The 20453-nt window shown below is 72.2% G+C and carries 15 protein-coding genes and 1 pseudogene; 9 read left to right on the top strand and 7 right to left on the bottom strand.

What is annotated here, in order from left to right:
* The first annotated feature begins 28 nt into the window (after positions 1–28).
* Positions 29–955, top strand: a complete 927-nt coding sequence (locus tag ACPT94_RS13725; RefSeq protein ID WP_360349512.1) for an NTP transferase domain-containing protein — start codon at positions 29–31, stop codon at positions 953–955.
* Positions 952–2340 carry a molybdopterin molybdotransferase MoeA gene (locus tag ACPT94_RS13720; RefSeq protein WP_360349515.1) on the top strand — a complete coding sequence of 463 codons (1389 nt, stop codon included), beginning with the start codon at positions 952–954 and terminating at the stop codon, positions 2338–2340. Before ACPT94_RS13725 ends, ACPT94_RS13720 begins: the two co-directional genes overlap by 4 nt.
* Before the next feature lie 118 nt (positions 2341–2458).
* Here ACPT94_RS13720 and ACPT94_RS13715 read toward each other — a convergent pair whose 3' ends face one another.
* Positions 2459–3574, bottom strand: coding sequence for a potassium channel family protein (locus ACPT94_RS13715; protein ID WP_360349559.1), 1116 nt, complete (start codon positions 3572–3574; stop codon positions 2459–2461).
* 121 nt (positions 3575–3695) lie between these two features.
* Between ACPT94_RS13715 and ACPT94_RS13710 the strand changes: the two are divergent.
* Positions 3696–4355 (top strand): annotated as a pseudogene (locus tag ACPT94_RS13710) (potassium channel family protein); the annotation flags it as partial.
* A gap of 7 nt (positions 4356–4362) precedes the next feature.
* Here the strand turns inward: ACPT94_RS13710 and ACPT94_RS13705 are convergent.
* Both ACPT94_RS13705 and ACPT94_RS13700 read right to left on the bottom strand, forming a co-directional pair.
* On the bottom strand, positions 4363–5211 hold the full coding sequence (locus tag ACPT94_RS13705; protein ID WP_425245931.1) for an ABC transporter permease: 849 nt from the start codon (positions 5209–5211) through the stop codon (positions 4363–4365).
* Positions 5208–6215 (bottom strand): ATP-binding cassette domain-containing protein, encoded by a 1008-nt coding sequence (locus ACPT94_RS13700; protein WP_360349521.1) that lies wholly within the window; start codon positions 6213–6215, stop codon positions 5208–5210. Before ACPT94_RS13700 ends, ACPT94_RS13705 begins: the two co-directional genes overlap by 4 nt.
* Before the next feature lie 190 nt (positions 6216–6405).
* Here ACPT94_RS13700 and ACPT94_RS13695 point away from each other — a divergent pair, with 190 nt between their 5' ends.
* Positions 6406–7386: an NAD(P)H-quinone oxidoreductase gene (locus tag ACPT94_RS13695; RefSeq protein WP_425245930.1), complete on the top strand. Its 981-nt coding sequence runs from the start codon at positions 6406–6408 to the stop codon at positions 7384–7386.
* Positions 7387–7406: 20 nt separating this feature from the next.
* Here the strand turns inward: ACPT94_RS13695 and ACPT94_RS13690 are convergent, their stop codons facing one another.
* Positions 7407–7919, bottom strand: a complete 513-nt coding sequence (locus tag ACPT94_RS13690) for a hypothetical protein (RefSeq protein WP_425245929.1) — start codon at positions 7917–7919, stop codon at positions 7407–7409.
* A gap of 163 nt (positions 7920–8082) precedes the next feature.
* Here ACPT94_RS13690 and ACPT94_RS13685 point away from each other — a divergent pair, with 163 nt between their 5' ends.
* Positions 8083–8631, top strand: a complete 549-nt coding sequence (locus ACPT94_RS13685; protein ID WP_360349530.1) for a bacterial proteasome activator family protein — start codon at positions 8083–8085, stop codon at positions 8629–8631.
* 106 nt (positions 8632–8737) lie between these two features.
* Here ACPT94_RS13685 and ACPT94_RS13680 read toward each other — a convergent pair whose 3' ends face one another.
* Complete coding sequence (locus ACPT94_RS13680; protein ID WP_425245928.1) at positions 8738–10381, bottom strand: protein kinase domain-containing protein; 1644 nt, start codon at positions 10379–10381, stop codon at positions 8738–8740.
* A gap of 343 nt (positions 10382–10724) precedes the next feature.
* Between ACPT94_RS13680 and ACPT94_RS13675 the strand changes: the two genes are divergently transcribed.
* Positions 10725–12323, top strand: coding sequence for a protein kinase domain-containing protein (locus tag ACPT94_RS13675; protein ID WP_425246010.1), 1599 nt, complete (start codon positions 10725–10727; stop codon positions 12321–12323).
* 102 nt (positions 12324–12425) lie between these two features.
* Here ACPT94_RS13675 and ACPT94_RS13670 read toward each other — a convergent pair whose 3' ends face one another.
* Complete coding sequence (locus tag ACPT94_RS13670; protein WP_425246009.1) at positions 12426–13430, bottom strand: phosphotransferase; 1005 nt, start codon at positions 13428–13430, stop codon at positions 12426–12428.
* A gap of 543 nt (positions 13431–13973) precedes the next feature.
* Between ACPT94_RS13670 and pdhA the strand changes: the two genes are divergently transcribed.
* From pdhA to ACPT94_RS13655, 3 genes are read left to right on the top strand one after another with little or no spacing between them, the layout of a single operon-like run.
* Complete coding sequence (gene pdhA, locus ACPT94_RS13665; RefSeq protein WP_360349539.1) at positions 13974–15233, top strand: pyruvate dehydrogenase (acetyl-transferring) E1 component subunit alpha; 1260 nt, start codon at positions 13974–13976, stop codon at positions 15231–15233.
* Position 15234: 1 nt separating this feature from the next.
* On the top strand, positions 15235–16221 hold the full coding sequence (locus ACPT94_RS13660) for an alpha-ketoacid dehydrogenase subunit beta (RefSeq protein ID WP_360349542.1): 987 nt from the start codon (positions 15235–15237) through the stop codon (positions 16219–16221).
* 10 nt (positions 16222–16231) lie between these two features.
* Positions 16232–17710 (top strand): dihydrolipoamide acetyltransferase family protein, encoded by a 1479-nt coding sequence (locus tag ACPT94_RS13655; RefSeq protein WP_360349545.1) that lies wholly within the window; start codon positions 16232–16234, stop codon positions 17708–17710.
* A 421-nt stretch (positions 17711–18131) separates the two neighbouring features.
* Here the strand turns inward: ACPT94_RS13655 and ACPT94_RS13650 are convergent, their stop codons facing one another.
* Entirely contained in the window at positions 18132–20450 is a 2319-nt protein-coding gene (locus ACPT94_RS13650) for a coiled-coil domain-containing protein (protein ID WP_425245927.1), read from the bottom strand.
* Positions 20451–20453: the final 3 nt, after the last annotated feature.

Genomic DNA, 20453 nt, shown 5'->3' with positions numbered 1-20453 from the left:
TGATCGGGGAGCCGCGCATACTCGGGGGGTGACTGCGAACGAGCCCCGGGAAGCGGCCACCCGCGAGTCCCCCGCCCACGACGCCGTCGTGCTCGCCGGTGGCGGCGCCCGCCGCCTCGGCGGCGCCGACAAGCCCGGCGTGCGGGTGGGCGGGCGCGCGCTGCTCGACCGCGTCCTCGCGGCCTGCGCCGGCGCGCGCACGACCGTCGTCGTGGCCGACCCCCGGCCCACCCTCCGTCCGGTGCGGTGGGCCCGCGAGGACCCGCCCGGCGCGGGCCCTCTCGCCGCCCTCGGCGCCGGACTGCGCCACACCACCGCCGACCTCGTCGTCGTCCTCTCCGCCGACCTGCCCTTCCTCGGGGCGGACACCGTACGGCGCCTGCTGGCCGCCCTGGACACCGGCGAAGCCGAGGGCGCGCTGGTCACCGACGCCGACGGCCGCGACCAGCCGCTCGTCGCCGCGTACCGAACGGCCGCCCTGCGCCGCCGACTGACGGCGCTCGGCGAGAAGCAGGGCGGCCTCACCGGCCTTCCCCTGCGCCGGCTCACCGCCGGACTCGACCTCACCCGCGTCCCCGATCCCGTCGCGTCCTTCGACTGCGACACCTGGGACGACATCGCCACCGCCAGGGCACGCATCAGGGAGCATGGCCACGTGTTGGATGAATGGATTTCCGCAGTCAAGGACGAGCTGGGCATCGACCTCGACGTCGACACCGATGTCCTCCTCGACCTCGCCCGCGACGCCGCCCACGGAGTTGCCCGGCCCGCGGCCCCGCTGACCACCTTCCTGGTCGGCTACGCCGCCGCGCGGGCCCAGGGCGGCCCCGAAGCCGTCGCCGAGGCCGCCCGAAAGGCCGCCGCCCTGGCCCTGCGCTGGGCCGACGAGTCCGCCGACGGCCGCTCCGACGTGGCCCCGGACGCCACGCCCGACACCCGCCCGGACGCCGGATGACCGCCCCCGGAATCCGGGACGGCCAGGACGCCGAGGACCTCGACGTCGAGGAGGTACTCGCCCTCGTGAAGGACGACCAGCACTCCGCGCGCCCCGCCGGCGACCACGGCTCTGGACCCGTGCCGGCGACCGCGCCCGGCCACGGCCACCACACGCGCCCCTCCGGCGCGGAGCCCCGCCACCGGGCCACCCCCTGGACCGACGCCCGTGCGATCGCCGGTCGTGCCGCCCGCTCCCCAGCCGCCCGCCGCACGCCCGTCTCCGTGACTCTCGGCGACGCCCTCGGCCTCGTCCTGGCCGCCCCCCTCACCGCCCTCACCGACCTGCCCTCCTTCGACACCTCCGCGATGGACGGCTGGGCCGTCGCCGGCCCCGGCCCCTGGGACGTACGGGACGAGAGTGTCCTGGCCGGGCACGCCGAACCCGCGCCGCTCGCCGACGGGGAGGCCGCCCGCATCGCCACCGGCGCCCGGATCCCCCCGGACACCACCGCGGTGCTGCGCAGCGAGCACGGCCACACCGACGAGAAGGGCCGGCTGCACCCGGCCCGCGAGGTCCAGCCCGGCCAGGACATCCGTCCCCGGGGCCAGGAGTGCCGCTCCGGCGACCAGCTGCTGCCCGGCGGAGCGGTGGTGACCCCGGCCGTCCTCGGGCTCGCCGCGGCGGCCGGGTACGACACCCTGGCCGCCGTCCCCCGCCCCCGGGTCGAGGTGCTCGTCCTGGGCGACGAACTGCTCACCGAGGGCCGCCCGCACGACGGGCTCATCCGGGACGCGCTCGGCCCGATGCTGCCGCCATGGCTGCGCGCGCTGGGCGCCGACGTCGTGGCCCTGCGCAGGCTGGGCGACGACGCGGAGGCCCTGCACCAGGCCCTCGCCCGGTCCTCGGCCGACCTGATCGTCACCACCGGTGGCACGGCCGCGGGTCCCGTCGACCATGTTCATCCCACCCTGCGCCGCCTCGGCGCCGAGCTCCTCGTCGACGGTGTCCAGGTCCGCCCCGGCCACCCGATGCTGCTGGCCCGCCTCAAGGAGGACCAGCACCTCGTCGGGCTGCCCGGCAACCCGCTCGCGGCCGTCTCCGGCCTGCTGACGCTCGCCGAGCCCCTGCTGCGGACGCTCGCCGCCCACCCGGCTCAGGAGCCGTACACGCTGCCTCTGCGGGAGGCGGCGCACGGCCACCCGTACGACACCCGGCTCATTCCGGTGGTTCTGCGCGGTGATCATGCCGTGCCACTGCACTACAACGGCCCGGCGATGCTGCGGGGTATCGCGGCGGCCGATGCCCTCGCCGTCGTACCGCCGGGTGGGACACGGGCCGATGAGGAAGCGGAACTGCTCGACCTGCCGTGGGCCACCGCAGGGATCGGCGTCTGTTTCACGTGAAACATGGCAAGGGAGAGGCAAGTACCGCATGGGCGTGTTTCACGTGAAACACCCGCCTGGGGCTGGCCTGGCCCGTTTCACGTGAAACATTCGAGTGGCCGTGTGTCGGCCATCCGGGTCACGCCTGCTCGATGACCGTCGCCCGGCTCACCGTGATCAGACGGTCTCCTGCCTGGAGGTGGGTGAGTCGAGGGTCGGTGAAGTCCAGCAGGTCCCTGCCCCGGACGACGGCCACCACGAGGTCCGCGCAGTCGCGGGGCGACTTCCCCACCTCCTGCGGGGTGAGGGGGCGTTCGACGAGGTCGAGGCCGCTGCCGAGCGTCATCAGGTCCTCCAGGGTCCTGGCCACGGTCGGGCTGACCATGGAGACGCCGAGCAGCCGGCCGGCGGAGCTGGAGCTGGTCACCACGGTGTCCGCGCCGCTCTGTTTGAGCAGGGGCACGTTCTCGTCCTCCCGGGCGGCGGCCACGATCGTGGCGCGGCGGTTCATCTGACGGGCGGTGAGCGTGACCAGGGCGGCGGTGTCGTCGCGTTGGGGGGCGACGATCACCCGGGCGGCGTTCTGCACCTCGGCCTTGAGGAGCGTCTCGGAGCGGGTGGCGTCCCCGGTCACCGAGACCAGGCCATCGTCTCCTGCCGCGAGAGCGGCCTTGCGCTGGGCGTCCACCACGACGATCTGCTCCTTGGTGATGCCCTGCCCGACCAGCGTCTCCACGGCGTGGCGGCCCTTGGTCCCGTATCCGACGACCACGACGTGGTCGCGGGTGCGGGTGCGCCAGCGGTGGATGCGGACCTGGTGGCGGGTGCGTTCGGTGAGTACCTCGAGCGTGGTGCCGACCAGGATGATCAGGAACAGCACACGCAGCGGGGTGATGACGAGGATGTTGACGAGCCTGGCCGCGTCGCTGACGGGAGTGATGTCGCCGTAGCCGGTGGTGGAGAGGGTGACCGTGGCGTAGTAGGCGGCGTCGAGGAAGTCGACGGAGTCGTCGGAGTTGTCCTTGTAGCCGGCGTGGTCGACATAGACGATCAGTGTGGTGAGGGCCAGGACGAGCAGGGCCAGGGCGAGGCGCCGCAGCACCTGCTTCAGCGGGGGGAGGCCGCTCTGCAGCGGCATCGTGATGGAACGGCCCGCCTCGGCGTCGTCGCGGGCCTCGGCGCGCGAGCGGTACCAGAGCGTCTTGAGGAGGGAGATCCGCCCCGCTCCGGTGGTCTGTCCTTCGTGGTCTCGCATCGCGTGCCCCCCTGTGGCGGTGATCTCGTCGGCGGGCACCATGGTTCCCGGCGGGGTCGTGTCCGTCAGCATGCAACACCTGCCCCGCACCGAAGTTTCGCCCAGCATCCCGGAGGTCCCCTTGCGTGACCACACCGTTGTCGTCGGCTTCGGCACGAAGGGACGGTCCGCGATCCGGACCGCCTGCGCCTCGGGGCTGCGCAAGGAGCAGGTCGTCGTGGTCGACCCCGGAGCGAAGATGATCGCCGCGGCGACCGCCGAGGGCTACGAGGGCGTGGTCGGCGACGCGACGCGCAGCGATGTGCTGCGGCGGGCGGAGGTGCAGCGGGCAGGAAAGATCATCATCGCGACGGAACGAGACGACACCTCCGTTCTCGTCGTCCTGACCGCCCGCCAGCTCAATCCCCGAGCGAAGATCGTGGCCGCGGTGCGGGAGGAGGAGAACGCGCCGCTGCTGAAGCAGTCCGGCGCCGACGAGGTCATCACCAGCGCCGGAGCGGCCGGACGGCTCCTCGGTCTGTCGGTGCTCAGCCCCTCGGCCGGCCGGGTCATGGAGGACCTCATGCACCAGGGCAGCGGACTGGACCTCGTCGAACGCCCGGTCACGAAGGCCGAGGCGGGGCGCACCCCGCGCGAGACGGACGACCTGGTGGTGAGCGTCGTACGCGGCCACCGGGTGCTCGCCTACGACGACCCGGCCATCGGCGTCCTGGAGTTGACGGACCGTCTGGTCACCATCGTGCGGGTACCGCCGGAGCCGCCGACGGTGCCCCGCCTGTGAGCGGGCCCTACTTGCGGTTGTAGAGCCGCATCGTCACCGGCCCGAAGACCAGGACGAACAGCCCCGCCCACCCCAGTGACCAGGCGATCTCGGCCGTCGGCCAGTCGCCCGCCATCAGCCCGCGCACCGCCGACGACAGATGCGTGACCGGGCTGTTGTTGACGAACGCCTGCAGCCAGCCCGGCATGGTCTTCGGGTCCACGAACACGTTGGACAGGAAGGTCAGCGGGAAGATCACCATCATGCTGACGCCCATCACCGACTTCTCGGTGCGCAACAGCAGCCCGAACATCGTCCAGATCCACGAGAACGCGAACGAGAAGACGATCAGCAGGGCGATCCCGGCGACCACGCCGCCGACTCCGCCGTCCGGGCGGTAGCCGAGGATCATGCCGACGGTGAGCATCACGACGGACGCGATGGTGTAGCGCAGGGCGTCGCCGAGGAGGTAGCCGACCATCGTCGACGGCCGCCAGATCGGCAGCGAGCGAAAGCGGTCGAACACGCCCTTCTCGATGTCGGCGTTCACCGAGACACCCGTGTACATCGTGATCATCACGACCGACATCACGAGGATGCCCGGCAGCAGGAACTGGATGTACTCCTTCGGCGACCCGGCCAGGGCGCCCCCGAAGAGGTACGTGTACATCACCACCATCATGATCGGGAAGGCGGTGACGTCGAAGAGCTGCTCCGGTACGTGCTTGATCTTGAGGATCGCCCGCCAGCCGAAGGTGAGGCAGGCCGACCATGCGCCGGGGCGCGGCGGGCGCTCCCTGGCGACGAGCAGCGCGGCGAGCGAGTCGGCGCTGACGGGGGCGAGTTCCTGGGCCTCGTTGGTCGTCGCGGTGCTCATGCCGCCACCTCGTTCTCCGCGTCGTCGGCGCTGTCGTGGGTGTCGTGTCCGGTGAGGGCGAGGAACACCTCGTCCAGGCTGGGCTGGCCCAGCGAGAAGTTGTCGACGGTGATCCCGGCGCGGGCCAGCTCGCCGAGGGCCCGTGCGGCCTGCTCGGCGGCCGTGTCACCGGCCGCCGTCGCCAGCCGGGCGGTGAGCGCCACGGGGTCCGGTTCGGGCTGGACGCGCGCGTCCAGCACCCGCCGCAGCACCTCCGCCGCCTCCGGTCGCCGCTGCGCGTCCCGCAGGCGCAGATGGATGGAACCGGCGCCCACGGACGCCTTCAGCTCGCCCTTCGTGCCCTCGGCGATCACCTTGCCGTGGTCGATCACGGCGATCCGGGAGGCCAGCTGGTCGGCCTCGTCCAGGTACTGCGTGGTCAGCAGCACCGTGGTGCCCTGCGCGACCACCGCCCGCACGATGTCCCACACCTGGTTGCGGCTGCGCGGGTCGAGACCGGTCGTCGGCTCGTCGAGGAAGAGCAGGTCGGGCGTGCTCAGGATGGACGCGGCGATGTCGATGCGGCGCCGCATACCGCCCGAGTAGTGCTTGACCTGCTTCCCGGCCGCGTCCGTGAGCCCGAACGCCTCCAGCAGCTGTGCCGACCGTTCCCGTGCGGCTTTCTTGCCGTACCCGAGGAGCCGGCCCAGCAGCACCAGGTTCTCGGTGCCGGTGAGGTCCTCGTCCACCGACGCGTACTGGCCGGTGAGGCTGACCCGGCCGCGCACCTCGTCGGCCTCGCGGACGACGTCGTGGCCGAAGACGTGGGCCTCGCCGCCGTCGGGCCTGAGGAGGGTGGCGAGCATCTTGACGGTGGTGGTCTTGCCGGCGCCGTTGGGTCCGAGGACGCCGTAGACCGTGCCGGCCGGCACGGCGAGGTTCACGCCGTCCACTGCCCTGGTCTCGCCGAACGCCTTCACCAGACCCGCTGTCTCGATGGCCAGGCCGGCGGTGTGCTGGCTCATGGTGGGGTGTCCTTCCGCGCGGGTGGATTACGCAGGGGCAGACCTCCGCCGTCGCGCGGACTCATCGGTCCCGCACGAAGATTTCCGCGTGGGTCGGTCCGAGAACCGACGCGGCCGCGCCCGAGGAACCGGGAAACTCCGACCGGGGACGCCGGAGTTCCGGCCGGACCGCAGGAGTAGCGTCCCCCTCATGCATGCGATCACGATTCCCGAACCTGGTGGTCCCGAGGCGCTGGTGTGGGACGAGGTCCCCGATCCCGTAGCCGGTGAGGGCGAGGTCCTGGTCGAGGTGGTGGCCAGTGCCGTCAACCGTGCCGACGTCCTGCAGCGTCAGGGCTTCTACAACCCGCCGCCCGGTGCGTCCCCCTACCCCGGCCTGGAGTGCTCGGGCCGGATCGCCGCGCTCGGCCCGGGCGTGGCCGGCTGGTCCGTCGGTGACGAGGTGTGCGCGCTGCTCACGGGCGGCGGATACGCGGAGAAGGTCGCCGTCCCGGCGGGGCAGCTGCTGCCCGTACCCGAGGGGATCGACCTCGAGCGGGCCGCCGCACTCCCCGAGGTGACCTGCACGGTCTGGTCGAACGTCTTCATGATCTCCCACCTGCGTCCCGGCGAGACGCTGCTCGTGCACGGCGGTTCCAGCGGCATCGGCACGATGGCGATCCAGCTGGCCAAGGCCGTCGGCGCGAAGGTCGCCGTCACCGCGGGCACCGAGGAGAAGCTGCGGCGGTGCGCCGAACTGGGCGCGGACATCCTGGTCAACTATCGCGAGCAGGACTTCGTCGAAGAGATCAAGAAGGCGACGGACGGCGCCGGCGCCGACGTCATCCTCGACAACATGGGCGCCAAGTACCTGGAGCGCAACATCCGGAGCCTCGCCGTCAACGGGCGCCTCGCGATCATCGGTATGCAGGGCGGCGTGAAGGGCGAGCTGAACATCGGCGCGCTTCTGAGCAAGCGCGCCGCGATCAGCGCGACCACGCTGCGGGCCCGCCCGCTCGGCGAGAAGGCGGCGATCGTCTCGGCCGTGCGCGAGCACGTCTGGCCCCTGATCGCCGCCGGTCACGTCCGCCCCGTCGTCGACCGCGCACTCCCGATGAGCGACGCGCCCGCCGCCCACCGGGTCGTCGAGGAGAGCGGCCACATCGGCAAGGTGCTGCTGACCACGCCCTGACCGAGGAGATGCCGTCGTCCCTAGTCGCGCCGCAGGCGCAGGCCCAGGAAGGCGAGGCCGAGGCCGACGCCGATGAGGATCAGGCCGCTGCCGAGGGGCAGGATCCGCAGTACGTGCCCGGCGGGCTGCTCCTCGACGGCCTCGGCCTGGGGTGACGCGGAGGGGACGAGCCCGTCCTCACGAGGCGGCTCGCCCTGACGGGCCGGGTCCTCGACAGGGTCCTCGGCCGGCTCGTCGCCGAGCTCCTCCTCGCCGTCCTCCTCCTCGTCCTCCGGTCCGGCGGACACGTCACTGCTCCGCCCCGGCCGCGCCCGCCCCTCCCCGGCCCGGCTCCCGGCCCGGTCGGAGCCGGTCGGGGAGGCGGAGGGAGAAGAGGACGTCGATACGGCGGCGTACGACGACACGCTCGCGTACGACGGGACGGCGGCGTACGTCGATACGGTCGCGTACGACGGAACACCCCCGTACGGCAGCCCGGCCGCCACCGTCAGGCCGAGCCCCGCCCCCCACAACCCCCGCCGCCATGGAGTCACGCCCGTGACCCCCTCCCGGTGTCGAGTTGCCACGAAAAGTAGCCACAAGCCTGGCATTTCCTGACTTTCACCGCATTACGGACTCCGCCGAACGGAAACGGTGGATCACCCTGCACAGGGGGCACCACGGTGATGAGGTGTAGGGGTGCGAGAGAATGGCGGCATGGAGATGCCGAGGAACGAAAGGTCGCCGGAGAACGCCCAGAAAATCCTGGTCGTGGGCCAGGACGGCATGGCACTCGGCGGCATCGACGCGGACGAGGACTCCCGTGAGATCCCTGTGACGGAACAGGTCGAGCAGCCCGCGAAGGTCATGCGCATCGGCAGCATGATCAAGCAGTTGCTGGAGGAGGTGCGCGCGGCTCCTCTGGACGAGGCGAGCCGGGCCCGGCTCAAGGAGATCCACGCGAGCTCGGTGAAGGAGCTGGAGGACGGCCTGGCGCCGGAGCTCGTCGAGGAACTGGAGCGGCTCTCCCTGCCGTTCAACGACGACACGACCCCCAGCGACGCGGAACTGCGCATCGCGCAGGCCCAGTTGGTCGGCTGGCTGGAAGGTCTCTTCCACGGCATCCAGACCACTTTGTTCGCCCAGCAGATGGCGGCACGGGCCCAGTTGGAGCAGATGCGCCGCGCGTTGCCGCCGGGCGTGGGCGGCCACGAGGGCACCGACGACCCGCGCGCGGGGGGCCGTTCGGGCGGACCGTACCTCTAGACCTCAAGAAGGACAGGCCCGGTCAGACCTCAGGAACAAAGGGACCGGTCAGACCTCAGGAAAAAGGCCCGGCGACCGACGCCGGGCCTTTTTCCATGCCGGTGTGTCAGGACGGCGGGTTGCCCGTCGACACGCTGAGCTCGATCTCGGGCATGTCCTCGGGGTCGACGTCCGTCCCCGCGGAGGGGAACTGGTCCATGACCGCGCCCTCGCCGTACGTGTTCTCGTCGTAGTCCTTGATCTTCATCGTCCAGCCGGCGGCCTGGAGGCAGGCCTTGACCGACTGGATGTACTTGAACTTGAAGTTCGGAATCCGGATCTTGTCGGGGTCGTTGTACGACTCGTGCGGTTCCGAGCACTCGGTCGAGTCGATCGTCTTGGACGTGTCCGGACCGCGGTAGCCGGCCGCCTTCGTGACCGACGCCGAGGGGCTGGGCCCGCCGGTGGCGCCGCCCGCCTCCTCGCTGCCGCTGTTGGCGATGAGGGACCCGAAGAGGGCGCCGACGGTCACCACGGCCACGATCGTCGAGCCGATGATCACCGGCTTGTTGCTCCTGCGCCCGCCGCCGGAGGACACGGCCGTCGAGGCCTGCGGGGTGAGGTGGTACGCGGGCGGGGTGTGCGGCGCCTGCTGGTGGCCGTACGCCGGAGCGGGCGTCTGGTAGCCGCCCTGCTGCGGATAGCCGTAGGACGGGGCGGGCGTCGAGGGCGCCGGGGTGCCGTACGGGTTGTTCGGGGCCGGCTGGTAGGGCGTCTGGACGTTGGGCTGGGGCGCCGGGGTGGTCTGGCCGACCGGCGGGAAGACCGCGGAGCCGACGCCCGCGCCGCTCGACGTCGGGACGCCGGGAACGATGCTCGGCGGGGCGGCCTGGAAGGAGGCCGCGACGCGCAGGCACTCGTCGCGCATGGCGACGGCGGTGGGGAAGCGCTCGTTCGGGTTCTTCTTCAGCGCGCGGGCGACGAGCGCGTCCACGGCCGGCGGCAGCGCGCGGTTGATGGAGGACGGAGCCACCGGCTCCTCCTGCACGTGCGCGTACGCGATCGCCAACGGCGAGTCCGCGTCGAACGGCAGCCGCCCGGTGACCAGTTGGAACAGCATGATGCCGACCGAGTACAGGTCGGAGCGGGCGTCCACGCCACGGCCCAGCGCCTGTTCGGGCGAGAGGTACTGCGGGGTTCCGACGACCATGCCGGTCTGCGTCATCGAGGTGACGCCGGACTGCATCGCGCGCGCGATGCCGAAGTCCATCACCTTGACGACGCCACGCTTGGTCATCATCACGTTGCCGGGCTTGATGTCGCGGTGGACCAGCCCCATCTCGTGGCTGATCTCCAGCGCCGCCAGCACGTCCGCGGTGACCTTCAGCGCCTTGTCGGCGGGCATCGCGCCCTGCTGCCGCACGTCCTCGTCGAGCACCGAGCCCAGCGGACGGCCCTCGATGTACTCCATGACGATGTACGGCGTCGTCATGCCGTCCACATCGTCCTCGCCGGTGTCGAAGACGGAGACGATGTTGGTGTGCGTGAGCTTGGCCACGGCCTGGGCCTCGCGGCGGAAGCGCTCGCGGAAGGCCTGCTCGCGGCCGAGTTCGGTGTGGAGTGTCTTGATGGCGACCTGGCGGTCGAGGACGGAGTCGTAGGCGAGGTGCACCGAGGCCATACCGCCCTGGCCGAGCAAGTCGCGCAGCTGATAGCGGCCGCCGGCGAGCGCCCGCCCCGCGAACCGGCCCTGTGCGCCGTCCTGGCTCATCTTCTGCGTCCCCCGTAAAGCCCTCAGGCACCTGTCGCTTGCCGTGGCTCGCCACTGATCGAAAGTGCTATTCCCGGCCAAGTCTGCCCCAGGCCACTGACACGTCAAGCTCGGTGCCCGTTCCGTGACCGTACGCGAAAGAAGCGTCGCGGAAGCGTTACAGGTGCCCTACGGCCGGTACACAGAATTTGCGCGCCGGTACGGAGTGCGGGTTTGATGGCCGGTCCGTCTCCGACCGGTACCCGGGGTCGTCCCGGACCGGCGGCTTGCGCGGAGGCTGTAGCGTGGCCGACGGAGACCGTAACAACACCGCGCGCACCGCGGGCAGAAACGACGGCGAGGACTGATGGCACAGCAGCGCGCTCAGGGCCCGTCCGACCCCGAGGCGACTGGCGGCGGTATGTCAGATGCGCCGGAGATGTGGGGTAACGGCGGGCTTGTCGGGGACGGCCGGTACCGGCTGACCCGGAGACTCGGCCGGGGCGGCATGGCGGAGGTGTTCGCCGCCGAGGACGTGCGCCTCGGACGCACGGTCGCCGTCAAGCTGCTGCGCGCCGATCTCGCCGAGGACCCGGTGTCCAAGGCGCGCTTCACGCGCGAGGCCCAGTCGGTGGCCGGCCTCAACCACCACGCGATCGTCGCCGTGTACGACTCCGGCGAGGACTTCGTGGGCGGCCAGAGCGTGCCGTACATCGTCATGGAGCTGGTCGAGGGGCGGACGATCCGCGATCTGCTGCTCAACGCGGAGGCGCCGGGCCCCGAGCAGGCGCTGATCATCGTCTCCGGTGTGCTGGAGGCGCTGGCGTACTCGCACCAGCACGGCATCGTGCACCGCGACATCAAGCCGGCGAACGTCATCATCACCAACAACGGCGCCGTGAAGGTGATGGACTTCGGCATCGCCCGCGCCCTGCACGGCGCGTCGACCACGATGACGCAGACCGGCATGGTCATGGGCACCCCGCAGTACCTTTCGCCGGAACAGGCCCTCGGCAAGGCCGTCGACCACCGCTCCGACCTGTACGCGACGGGCTGTCTGCTGTACGAACTGCTCGCGCTGCGTCCGCCGTTCACCGGTGAGACGCCGCTGTCGGTGGTCTACCAGCACGTCCAGGACATCCCGGTGCCGCCGTCGCAGACCTCGGACGGCGCGTGCCCGCCGGAACTCGACGGCCTCGTCATGCGTTCCCTCGCCAAGGAGCCCGACGACCGCTTCCAGACCGCGGAGGAGATGCGCGGCCTGGTCCAGTACGCCCTGCAGATGCTGTACGACCAGGGCGGCCACACCGGCACCTGGAACACCGGGCCGGTCGACGCCCCGTCCGGCGCCGGAGCCGCCGCGGCCTTCGCCGGCACGGCCGTGCTGCCGCAGGGCGCCGACGGCTCCAGCACCTCCCAGATCCCCCAGCCGATCCTCCCCACCGGTTACGGAGGCGGCGACGACGGCGGCTTCGAGGGGCACGGCAACAAGGGCAACGGCCGCGGCAAGCTGTGGGTGCTCGCCGTGCTCGCGGTCATCGCCATCGCCGCGGGCGTCGCCCTGGCGCTGAACAACACCGGTTCGAGCGGCGGCGGATCCAAGACCTCTGAGTCGCCGAGCGCCACGCAGTCCGCCTCGCAGGACGCAACCAGTCCGGCCCCGAGCGAATCGCCGAGCGACGAGCCCACGCAGGACACCTCGGACGGCAGCGGCGGCTCGGGAGACTCCGGTTCCAACTGGCAGCCGTCGTCCCCGCCGTCGTACTCGTCGTCGCCCAGCTACAGCAGCGAGCCGTCGGACGAGCCGAGCGACCCGGAGACGAGCGACCCGGCGACGGAGGAGCCGAGCGACCCCGTGACGACCGACCCGGGCACCACGGACGGCGGCACGACCGAGGGCGGTGGTTCCTCGCAGGGCACCATCGAGGGAGTCACCAGCGGCAATGACGGCGGGGGCGGCTGACCCGCCCGCACGGCACGGCGCACGCGCGCGTGGACCCCTGAGGGGGCTTCACGCGCGCGTGCGCCGTTTTCCGGGCCTCTCCGGTCCGTTCCGGGCGCCCCGTCAGTCCGCGAAGGCGTCGCACACAGCGCCGTACTCCCGGGTCCACCACACGGCGAGGGCCGACGCGGCCGGGAACTGCGAGTCGGCGCGGGTGTCGCCGCGCTCGTAGTGCCAGCGCAGCATCCAGAAGTCGTTGAGACGCTCCCACCACACGCGGTGTACGGCTGCCGCCAGTTCCAAGGGCGTGGCCCCGGCCGTGCGCCGGTACGCGCGCGCATACGCCCGGGCCCTGGGCAGGTCGAGGGTGCCGTCGGGACGGACGAAGAAGATCGCGGCGGCGCGCACGGCCTCCTCCGCGCGGGGCTGCACGCCGAGCCGGTCCCAGTCGACGATGGCGGCGGGGGCGTCGCCGCGGTAGAGCACGTTGAACGGGTGGAAGTCACCGTGCACCCAGCCGACCGGGCCGCCGTGCGGGGGCCGGCGGTCCGCGTGCCGTTCCAGCAGGGTCCGCCGCTCCAGCAGCCGGTGGCGGGCCAGCTCGTCGAAGGAGTCGGCGGGGCGGTGCCGGCGCACGCGCGCGAGGAGGTCGTCGATCAGGGCGAAGGTGTCGTCGGGCGCGGGGCTCTCGGTGGGGGTGGCGCGCGTTCGCGCGTGCACCGGCATCACGCGCTCCAGGCTCGCATGGACGACCCCCAGCAGCGCCCCCAGACGGGCGCACTCGTCGGGGGTGAGCTGGGCGCCATGACGGTGGCGGCCGTCGATCCAGGGGTGCAGGGCGTAGACGTGGCCGCCGACGACGGCGACCGTGCGCCCGTCGCGGCCGGCCAGCGGAGGCGCCACGGGGACGCCCAGGTCGGCCAGACGCTGGGTGGCCCGGTGCTGGCGCACGATCGAGGCCGGGTCGGCGGTGTCCGGGTCGAAATGGTGCTTGAGGAAGTAGCGGCCGCGGGTCGTGCGCAGCCGGTAGCCGCGGTTCAGCAGCCCCTGGTCGACGGGTTCGCAGGCGAGCGGGGAGCCGGCGGCGTACCGGCGGAGGAGGGCGCCCAGAGGGGGCGCGTGGGGCACGACGGGTGGTACACAAGAGCGCGGCACGCGCCCGATGCTAGGGCACGGGACACGCCTGTGAGCTGGGCGTTGTCACAGCACGTCACCAGGCGTCACAAGTGGTCCGCGACGGTCGCCCTGTGGACCGCTTCGATGCCGTCCGCCGTCGGGAGCGGTTCACGCCACGCCGGACGACCGCGTGGCCGTCCAGGAGAAAAACACTGCTATTTCCGTCTCCGTGCAAGGAATCGGTCTGCGACACAAACTCTTCCCGTGACCTGGGTGCGCGGGATAACGTGCCGTTGCTCCGGCCTCCTGCAAGGCTGTGACCAGGGTGCTTCCCGACTTTGCCGATTTACTTGGAAATCCAAGCAAAAACGCAGGTCAGAGGGGTTTCACAGAAATGTGGCGTACTGGGTAACGTGAGGCTTGCAGGGCGCTCGCCGGGGCACCTGTCACGCCTGTTCCGGCCGAGTGACACCCACCCCGTGCACGGGTGTCGGAAACAGGTGAGCCGCACTGGTTCCCGGCAACCCCGGGGGCCGGACCGACGGAGGAGCACACGTGACCGTGGAGAGCACTGCCGCGCGCAAGCCGCGACGCAGCGCCGGAAGCAAGGCCGGCGCCACCGGCACCGAGGCGGCGGCCGGCACCACCCGCGCCGCGGCGGCCAAGGCCACCGGCACCAAACGCGCCGCAAGCGCCACCCGCACCACCCGCGCCGCCGCCAAGAAGGGCACCGAGCCCCAGCTCGTGCAGCTGCTGACGCCCGAGGGCAAGCGCGTCAAGAACGCCGAGTACGACCCGTACGTCGCCGGCGTCACCCCCGAGGAGCTGCGCGGCCTGTACCGCGACATGGTGCTCACCCGCCGCTTCGACGCCGAGGCCACCTCCCTGCAGCGCCAGGGCGAGCTCGGCCTGTGGGCCTCGCTGCTCGGCCAGGAGGCCGCCCAGACCGGCTCCGGCCGCGCCCTGCGCGACGACGACTACGTCTTCCCGACCTACCGCGAGCACGGCGTCGCCTGGTGCCGCGGCGTCGACCCGACCAACCTGCTGGGCATGTTCCGCGGCGTCAACAACGGCGGCTGGGACCCCAACAGCAACAACTTCCACCTCTACACGATCGTCATCGGCTCCCAGACCCTGCACGCCACGGGCTACGCGATGGGCGTCGCCAAGGACGGCACGGACAGCGCCGTCATCGCCTACTTCGGCGACGGCGCCTCCAGCCAGGGCGACGTGGCCGAATCGTTCACCTTCTCCGCCGTCTACAACGCGCCGGTCGTGTTCTTCTGCCAGAACAACCAGTGGGCGATCTCCGAGCCCACCGAGAAGCAGACCCGCGTCCCGCTGTACCAGCGCGCCCAGGGCTACGGCTTCCCGGGCGTCCGCGTCGACGGCAACGACGTCCTGGCCTGCCTCGCGGTCACCAAGTGGGCCCTGGAGCGGGCCCGCAGGGGCGAGGGGCCGACCCTCGTCGAGGCGTACACGTACCGCATGGGCGCCCACACCACCTCCGACGACCCCACCCGCTACCGGCACGACGACGAGCGCCTGGCCTGGGAGGCGAAGGACCCGATCCTGCGCCTTCGCCGCCACCTGGAGGCCTCAAACCACACGGACGAGGGATTCTTCGCGGAACTCGAGGCCGAGAGCGAGGCGTTGGGCAGGCGAGTGCGCGAAGCGGTCCGTGCCATGCCGGACCCGGACCACTTCGCCATCTTCGAGAACGTGTACGCGGACGGGCATGCGCTCGTCGACGAGGAGCGGGCCCAGTTCGCCGCCTACCAGGCGTCGTTCGCGGACTCGGACGGGGGTAACTGAGATGGCCGAGACGATCAAGACGATGGCGCTGGCCAAGGCGATCAACGAGTCGCTGCGCCGCGCCCTGGAATCCGACCCCAAGGTCCTCGTCATGGGCGAGGACGTCGGCAAGCTCGGCGGCGTGTTCCGGGTGACGGACGGCCTGCAGAAGGACTTCGGCGAGTCCCGCGTCATCGACACCCCGCTCGCCGAGTCCGGCATCGTGGGCACCGCGATCGGCCTCGCCCTGCGCGGCTACCGTCCGGTGGTGGAGATCCAGTTCGACGGCTTCGTCTTCCCGGCCTACGACCAGATCGTCACCCAGCTCGCGAAGATGCACGCCCGCTCCCTGGGCAAGGTCAAGCTCCCCGTCGTCGTCCGCATCCCCTACGGCGGCGGCATCGGCGCCGTCGAGCACCACTCCGAGTCCCCCGAGGCGCTCTTCGCGCACGTGTCGGGCCTGAAGATCGTCTCCCCGTCGAACGCCGGCGACGCCTACTGGATGATGCAGCAGGCCATCCAGAGCGACGACCCGGTGATCTTCTTCGAGCCCAAGCGGCGCTACTGGGACAAGGGCGAGGTCAACGCCGAGGCCATCCCCGGCCCCCTGCACAAGGCCCAGGTCGTCCGCGAGGGCACCGACCTGACCCTCGTCGCCTACGGCCCGATGGTGAAGCTCTGCCAGGAGGTCGCCGCCGCGGCCGCCGAGGAGGGCAGGAACCTCGAGGTCCTCGACCTGCGCTCGGTCTCCCCGCTCGACTTCGACTCCATCCAGGCCTCCGTGGAGAAGACCCGCCGTCTGGTCGTCGTCCACGAGGCGCCGGTGTTCTTCGGCTCGGGCGCGGAGATCGCCGCCCGGATCACGGAGCGCTGCTTCTACCACCTGGAGGCCCCGGTGCTCCGGGTCGGCGGCTACCACGCCCCGTACCCGCCGGCGCGTCTCGAGGAGGAGTACCTGCCGGGCCTGGACCGGGTACTCGACGCCGTCGACCGTGCCCTGGCGTACTGAGGAGAGGGTCGTGACGACGATGACGGAAGCGTCCGTACGCGAGTTCAAGATGCCGGACGTGGGCGAGGGGCTCACCGAGGCCGAGATCCTCAAGTGGTACGTCCAGCCCGGGGACACGGTGACGGACGGCCAGGTGGTGTGCGAGGTCGAGACGGCCAAGGCCGCCGTCGAACTGCCCATCCCCTACGACGGTGTGGTCCGCGAGCTGCATTTCCCCGAGGGCACCACGGTGGACGTGGGCACCGCGATCATCGCGGTGGACGTGACGGGCGGCGCCGCACCCGCCGAGGCGCCGACGCCTGCGCCCGCGGCGCAATCGGCACCGGCTCCCGCCCCGGCCGCGGAGCAGCAGACCGCGGAGCCGAAGGCGGAGGGCTCCGGCCGCCAGCCGGTCCTCGTCGGATACGGCGTGGCCGCCTCCTCCACCAAGCGCCGGCCGCGCAAGACCGCGGAGACGCCAGGTCGGGACGCGGCGGCTGCCGCGGCCGTCCAGGCGGAGCTGAACGGGCACGGGACGGCGGCCCACCCCACACCGCCCGCCGCCGTGGAGAAACCCCGCCCGCTCGCCAAGCCGCCCGTGCGCAAGCTGGCCAAGGACCTGGGCGTGGACCTCGCGACGGTGGTCCCGTCCGGCCCGGACGGCATCATCACGCGCGAGGACGTCCACGCGGCGGCGGCCCCCGCGCAGGCGCCCGCCCCCCAGCCGACGGCACCGCAGCCCGTTCCGGCGGCGGCCCCCGCGCCGGCCCCCGTCGCGGCGCCGGCCCCGGTGGTCACGTACGACACGGCGCGCGAGACCCGTATCCCGGTCAAGGGGGTACGCAAGGCGACCGCGCAGGCGATGGTGGGATCGGCGTTCACGGCGCCGCACGTCACGGAGTTCGTGACGGTCGACGTCACGCGCACGCTGAAGCTCGTCGAGGAACTCAAGCAGGACAAGGACCTGCAGGGCCTGCGGGTCAACCCGCTCCTGCTGGTCGCCAAGGCCCTGCTGGTCGCCATCAAGCGCAACCCGGACATCAACGCGTCCTGGGACGAGGCCAACCAGGAGATCGTGCGCAAGCACTATGTGAACCTGGGCATCGCGGCCGCGACCCCACGCGGTCTGATCGTGCCGAACATCAAGGACGCCCACGACAAGACGCTGCCGCAACTGGCGGAGGCGCTGGGCGAGCTGGTGGCGACGGCCCGCGAGGGGAAGACCTCCCCGACGGCCATGCAGGGCGGCACGGTCACCATCACCAACGTCGGCGTCTTCGGCGTCGACACCGGCACGCCGATCCTGAACCCCGGCGAGTCCGCGATCCTCGCGGTCGGCGCGATCAAGCTCCAGCCGTGGGTGCACAAGGGCAAGGTGAAGCCGCGTCAGGTCACCACACTGGCGCTCAGCTTCGACCACCGCCTGGTCGACGGCGAACTGGGCTCCAAGGTGCTGGCGGACGTGGCGGCGATCCTGGAGCAGCCGAAGAAACTGATCACCTGGGGGTGAGTCACCCCCGGCCCACGTGAGGAGCCGCGCGCCCGCCGACCGGGGCGCGGCTCCCGTCAGGCCGTTCGCGGCTCTCGTCAGGCGGGGCGCGGCTCCCGTCAGGCCGTTCGCGGCTCTCGTCAGGCGGGGCGCGGCTCCAGGCCGTTCGCGGCTCCGGCGAGGACGGTCGGCTGGTGGTGACGTTTCTCACCGCCCCGACGTACAGCCCGTCAGGCCCCGCACCGCCCCGACGTCACAGCCCGTCAGGCCCCGCCCCGGGCCGACATCACGGACCGCCGACGTCCCGCACAGTCCCGACACCACGGACCGCCGACGTCCCGCACAGTCCCGACACCACAGCCCGTCGACGCCCCTCACCGGCCCGACATCACGGACCGCCGATGTCCCGCACAGCCCCGACACCACAGCCCGTCGACGCCCCTCACCGGCCCGAAAGCGGCGCCCTTTCCCCCCGCAGCCAGTGGCCCCCGGTGGTCCATCCCAGGAGTCGGCGGCCGTTGCCGTCCTCTGCTGAGCCTCCCTCGGCGACCTGGTGCAGGCCGGTGAGGGCGGGGGCGAGGCGGGTGGCGACATGGCCGGGGCGGCGGGTGAGTTCGTCGGACAGCCAGGCCAGGGTGCGGGTCTGCTCCTGGTCCGTGCACAGGGACAGGTGGAACAGCATCTGCCGCCAGGCGTAGGCCGCGTCCTTGATGACGGCCAGGGGACGCGGGTTGCCCTGGACGCGGGCGGTCAGGCGGCAGACGGTGTCGAAGCTGCGACGGGCCAGGTCCTCCCAGCCGGTGGCCGGGGCGATCCCGACGCGGTGGACCAGGGTGGCCAGGTTGTGCGTGGTGAGGATCTGGGACTGTTCGATCACCGTGCCGTTCGCCGCCACCGAGCCGAAGCCCCACTGCCGCCGGGACGAGGAGGCCTTGGCGCGCTCGGCGCACAGCTTCGCGAACGCCGGTGAGGTCCGGGGCCGGTGCGCCCGGGTCTGCGCCTCGCCGGCCTCCGCGATCGCCATGTTGCGGACGGCCCGGTAGTCGATGTCGTAGTAGCGCTCGTAGAGCGAGCCGCCGCCCAGCAGTTCCGCCGCGACGCGGGCCGCGGCGAGGAACTTCGGGGTGAAGGTGCCCATGAAGATGTCCGCGGCCAGCTCCTCGACCAGGGGAGCGCCCAGGTCGGCCTCGCGGGCGAGGACGGACAGCTCGCGGACGAGCGGGTTGGGCAGGATCGTGCCGGGGAACGCCTGCACGGCCAGCTCGCCGAGCTGCCGCAGCGCGATCGCGGACACCTCGCCCGCCTCGGTGTCGGAGCGCCACCCGGCCACGGCCTTCACCCACGGCAGCTCCTCCACCCGCACCTGCCGCTCCAGGTTGAGCAGCAGCAGCGAACGGCGGTTGCGGAACGCGCGGTAGTTGGCGGCGGCCAGGGTGCGCAGGGAGTCGTCCGGGTAGGCCTGCGCGGTGGTGGCGGCGACGAGTTGCGGTACCAGCTCGGCCAGCACCTCTGCCGAGGGCACGGCTCCGCGTTCCACCAGCGTGCCGATGGGAGCGCTCAGCGCGGCCTCGACGGGCCGGCGCAGGACGCGCGGGATCGCCGCGCCCGCGGGCAGCCCCGTCTCCCGCGCCTCCGCCTCGCTCACCGCAGCGACGAGCGGCTCGACTTCCGCGACGCCCTCCTCCTGCGGCAGCCCGGACAGCCGGCGCAGCACGAGCTGGGCCAGGGCGTGGTGCGAGGGCAGCGCCGCCTGCGCGGCCTGCTCCCGGCGCAGCGCCGTCAGCTCCGCGGAACCGGGCAGCCCGCGCCGCCGCACCATGGACGTGACGGCGTGCCGCAGCAGCCCGAGCCGACGCGCGTCCAGCTCACGCCGGGCGACGGTCTCCTCCAACGCGCCCCGCAGGATCCCCAGGTTCTGCTTGGGGTTGAGGTGCTTGGTGCAGTACGTGTGCCGGCGGGCGAGGTCGCGGTAGCGGCGCAGCAGCTCGGCGCCCCGCTCGTGCCAGGCGGCGTCGGGTGTGCGCGCCAGGACCTGCCCGTCGTCGGCCGTCTCCAGCCAGTGCGCGAGCAGTTCGTCCCCGAACGGGTGCCAGACGGCCAGCGCCTCCCGCTGCGTCTCCACGGCCTCGCTGGGCCGGCGCCGGTCCAGGGCGTGCCAGGCGTCGTCGACGGTACGGCGGTGCACGGCGTCGGCGTCGGGTGCGGGACGCTCGGCCGGCGGCGGCGTGAAGCGCAGACGGTCCGCGAACGGGGCCAGTTCCTCGACGAGCTCCAGCGCCGCGTCCGTCTCCCCGGCCCGGGCGAGCCAGGCCACGGTGAGCAGGGCGGCCTGCTCGGGGACGGTCACCTCGTAACGTCCGCCGGCGAGCAGGTCGTAGAGCCGGCTCAGCCCGTCCTCGGACAGCCAGTACGCGAAGAGGGCCCGCCGGTTCTCCGGGATACCCGCCTGCCGCGCCACCTCGATCTCGTACGCGCTCAGCGGGCCGCCGGCGCTCGGCCGGCCGGTGGCGAAGCCGCCGCGGACGACCTCGGGCGTCACCCAGGCGGGCAGTCCGGCGACCGGGGTGCGCGAGCCGATCGCGAGCAACCCGTTGGCCATGCCGGCGAGCACGGCCCGCCAGGCGCGGCTCTTCTCCTGCGCGCGGAGGCGGGTGTCGGGGTCCTGGTGGGTGTGGGCGGTCCTGAGCGCCTTGGCCAGTTGGCCGGACGCGTAGCCCGGGTTCGCCTCTGCGAGGTGCTGCTGGTCAGCGTCGTGGTTCATAAG

Source organism: Streptomyces aurantiaciflavus (assembly GCF_049808595.1).
In the GTDB taxonomy this organism is placed as follows: domain Bacteria; phylum Actinomycetota; class Actinomycetes; order Streptomycetales; family Streptomycetaceae; genus Streptomyces.
The sequence above is the reverse complement of the archived record's forward strand: the minus strand, read 5'-3'. Positions and strand labels throughout refer to the sequence as shown.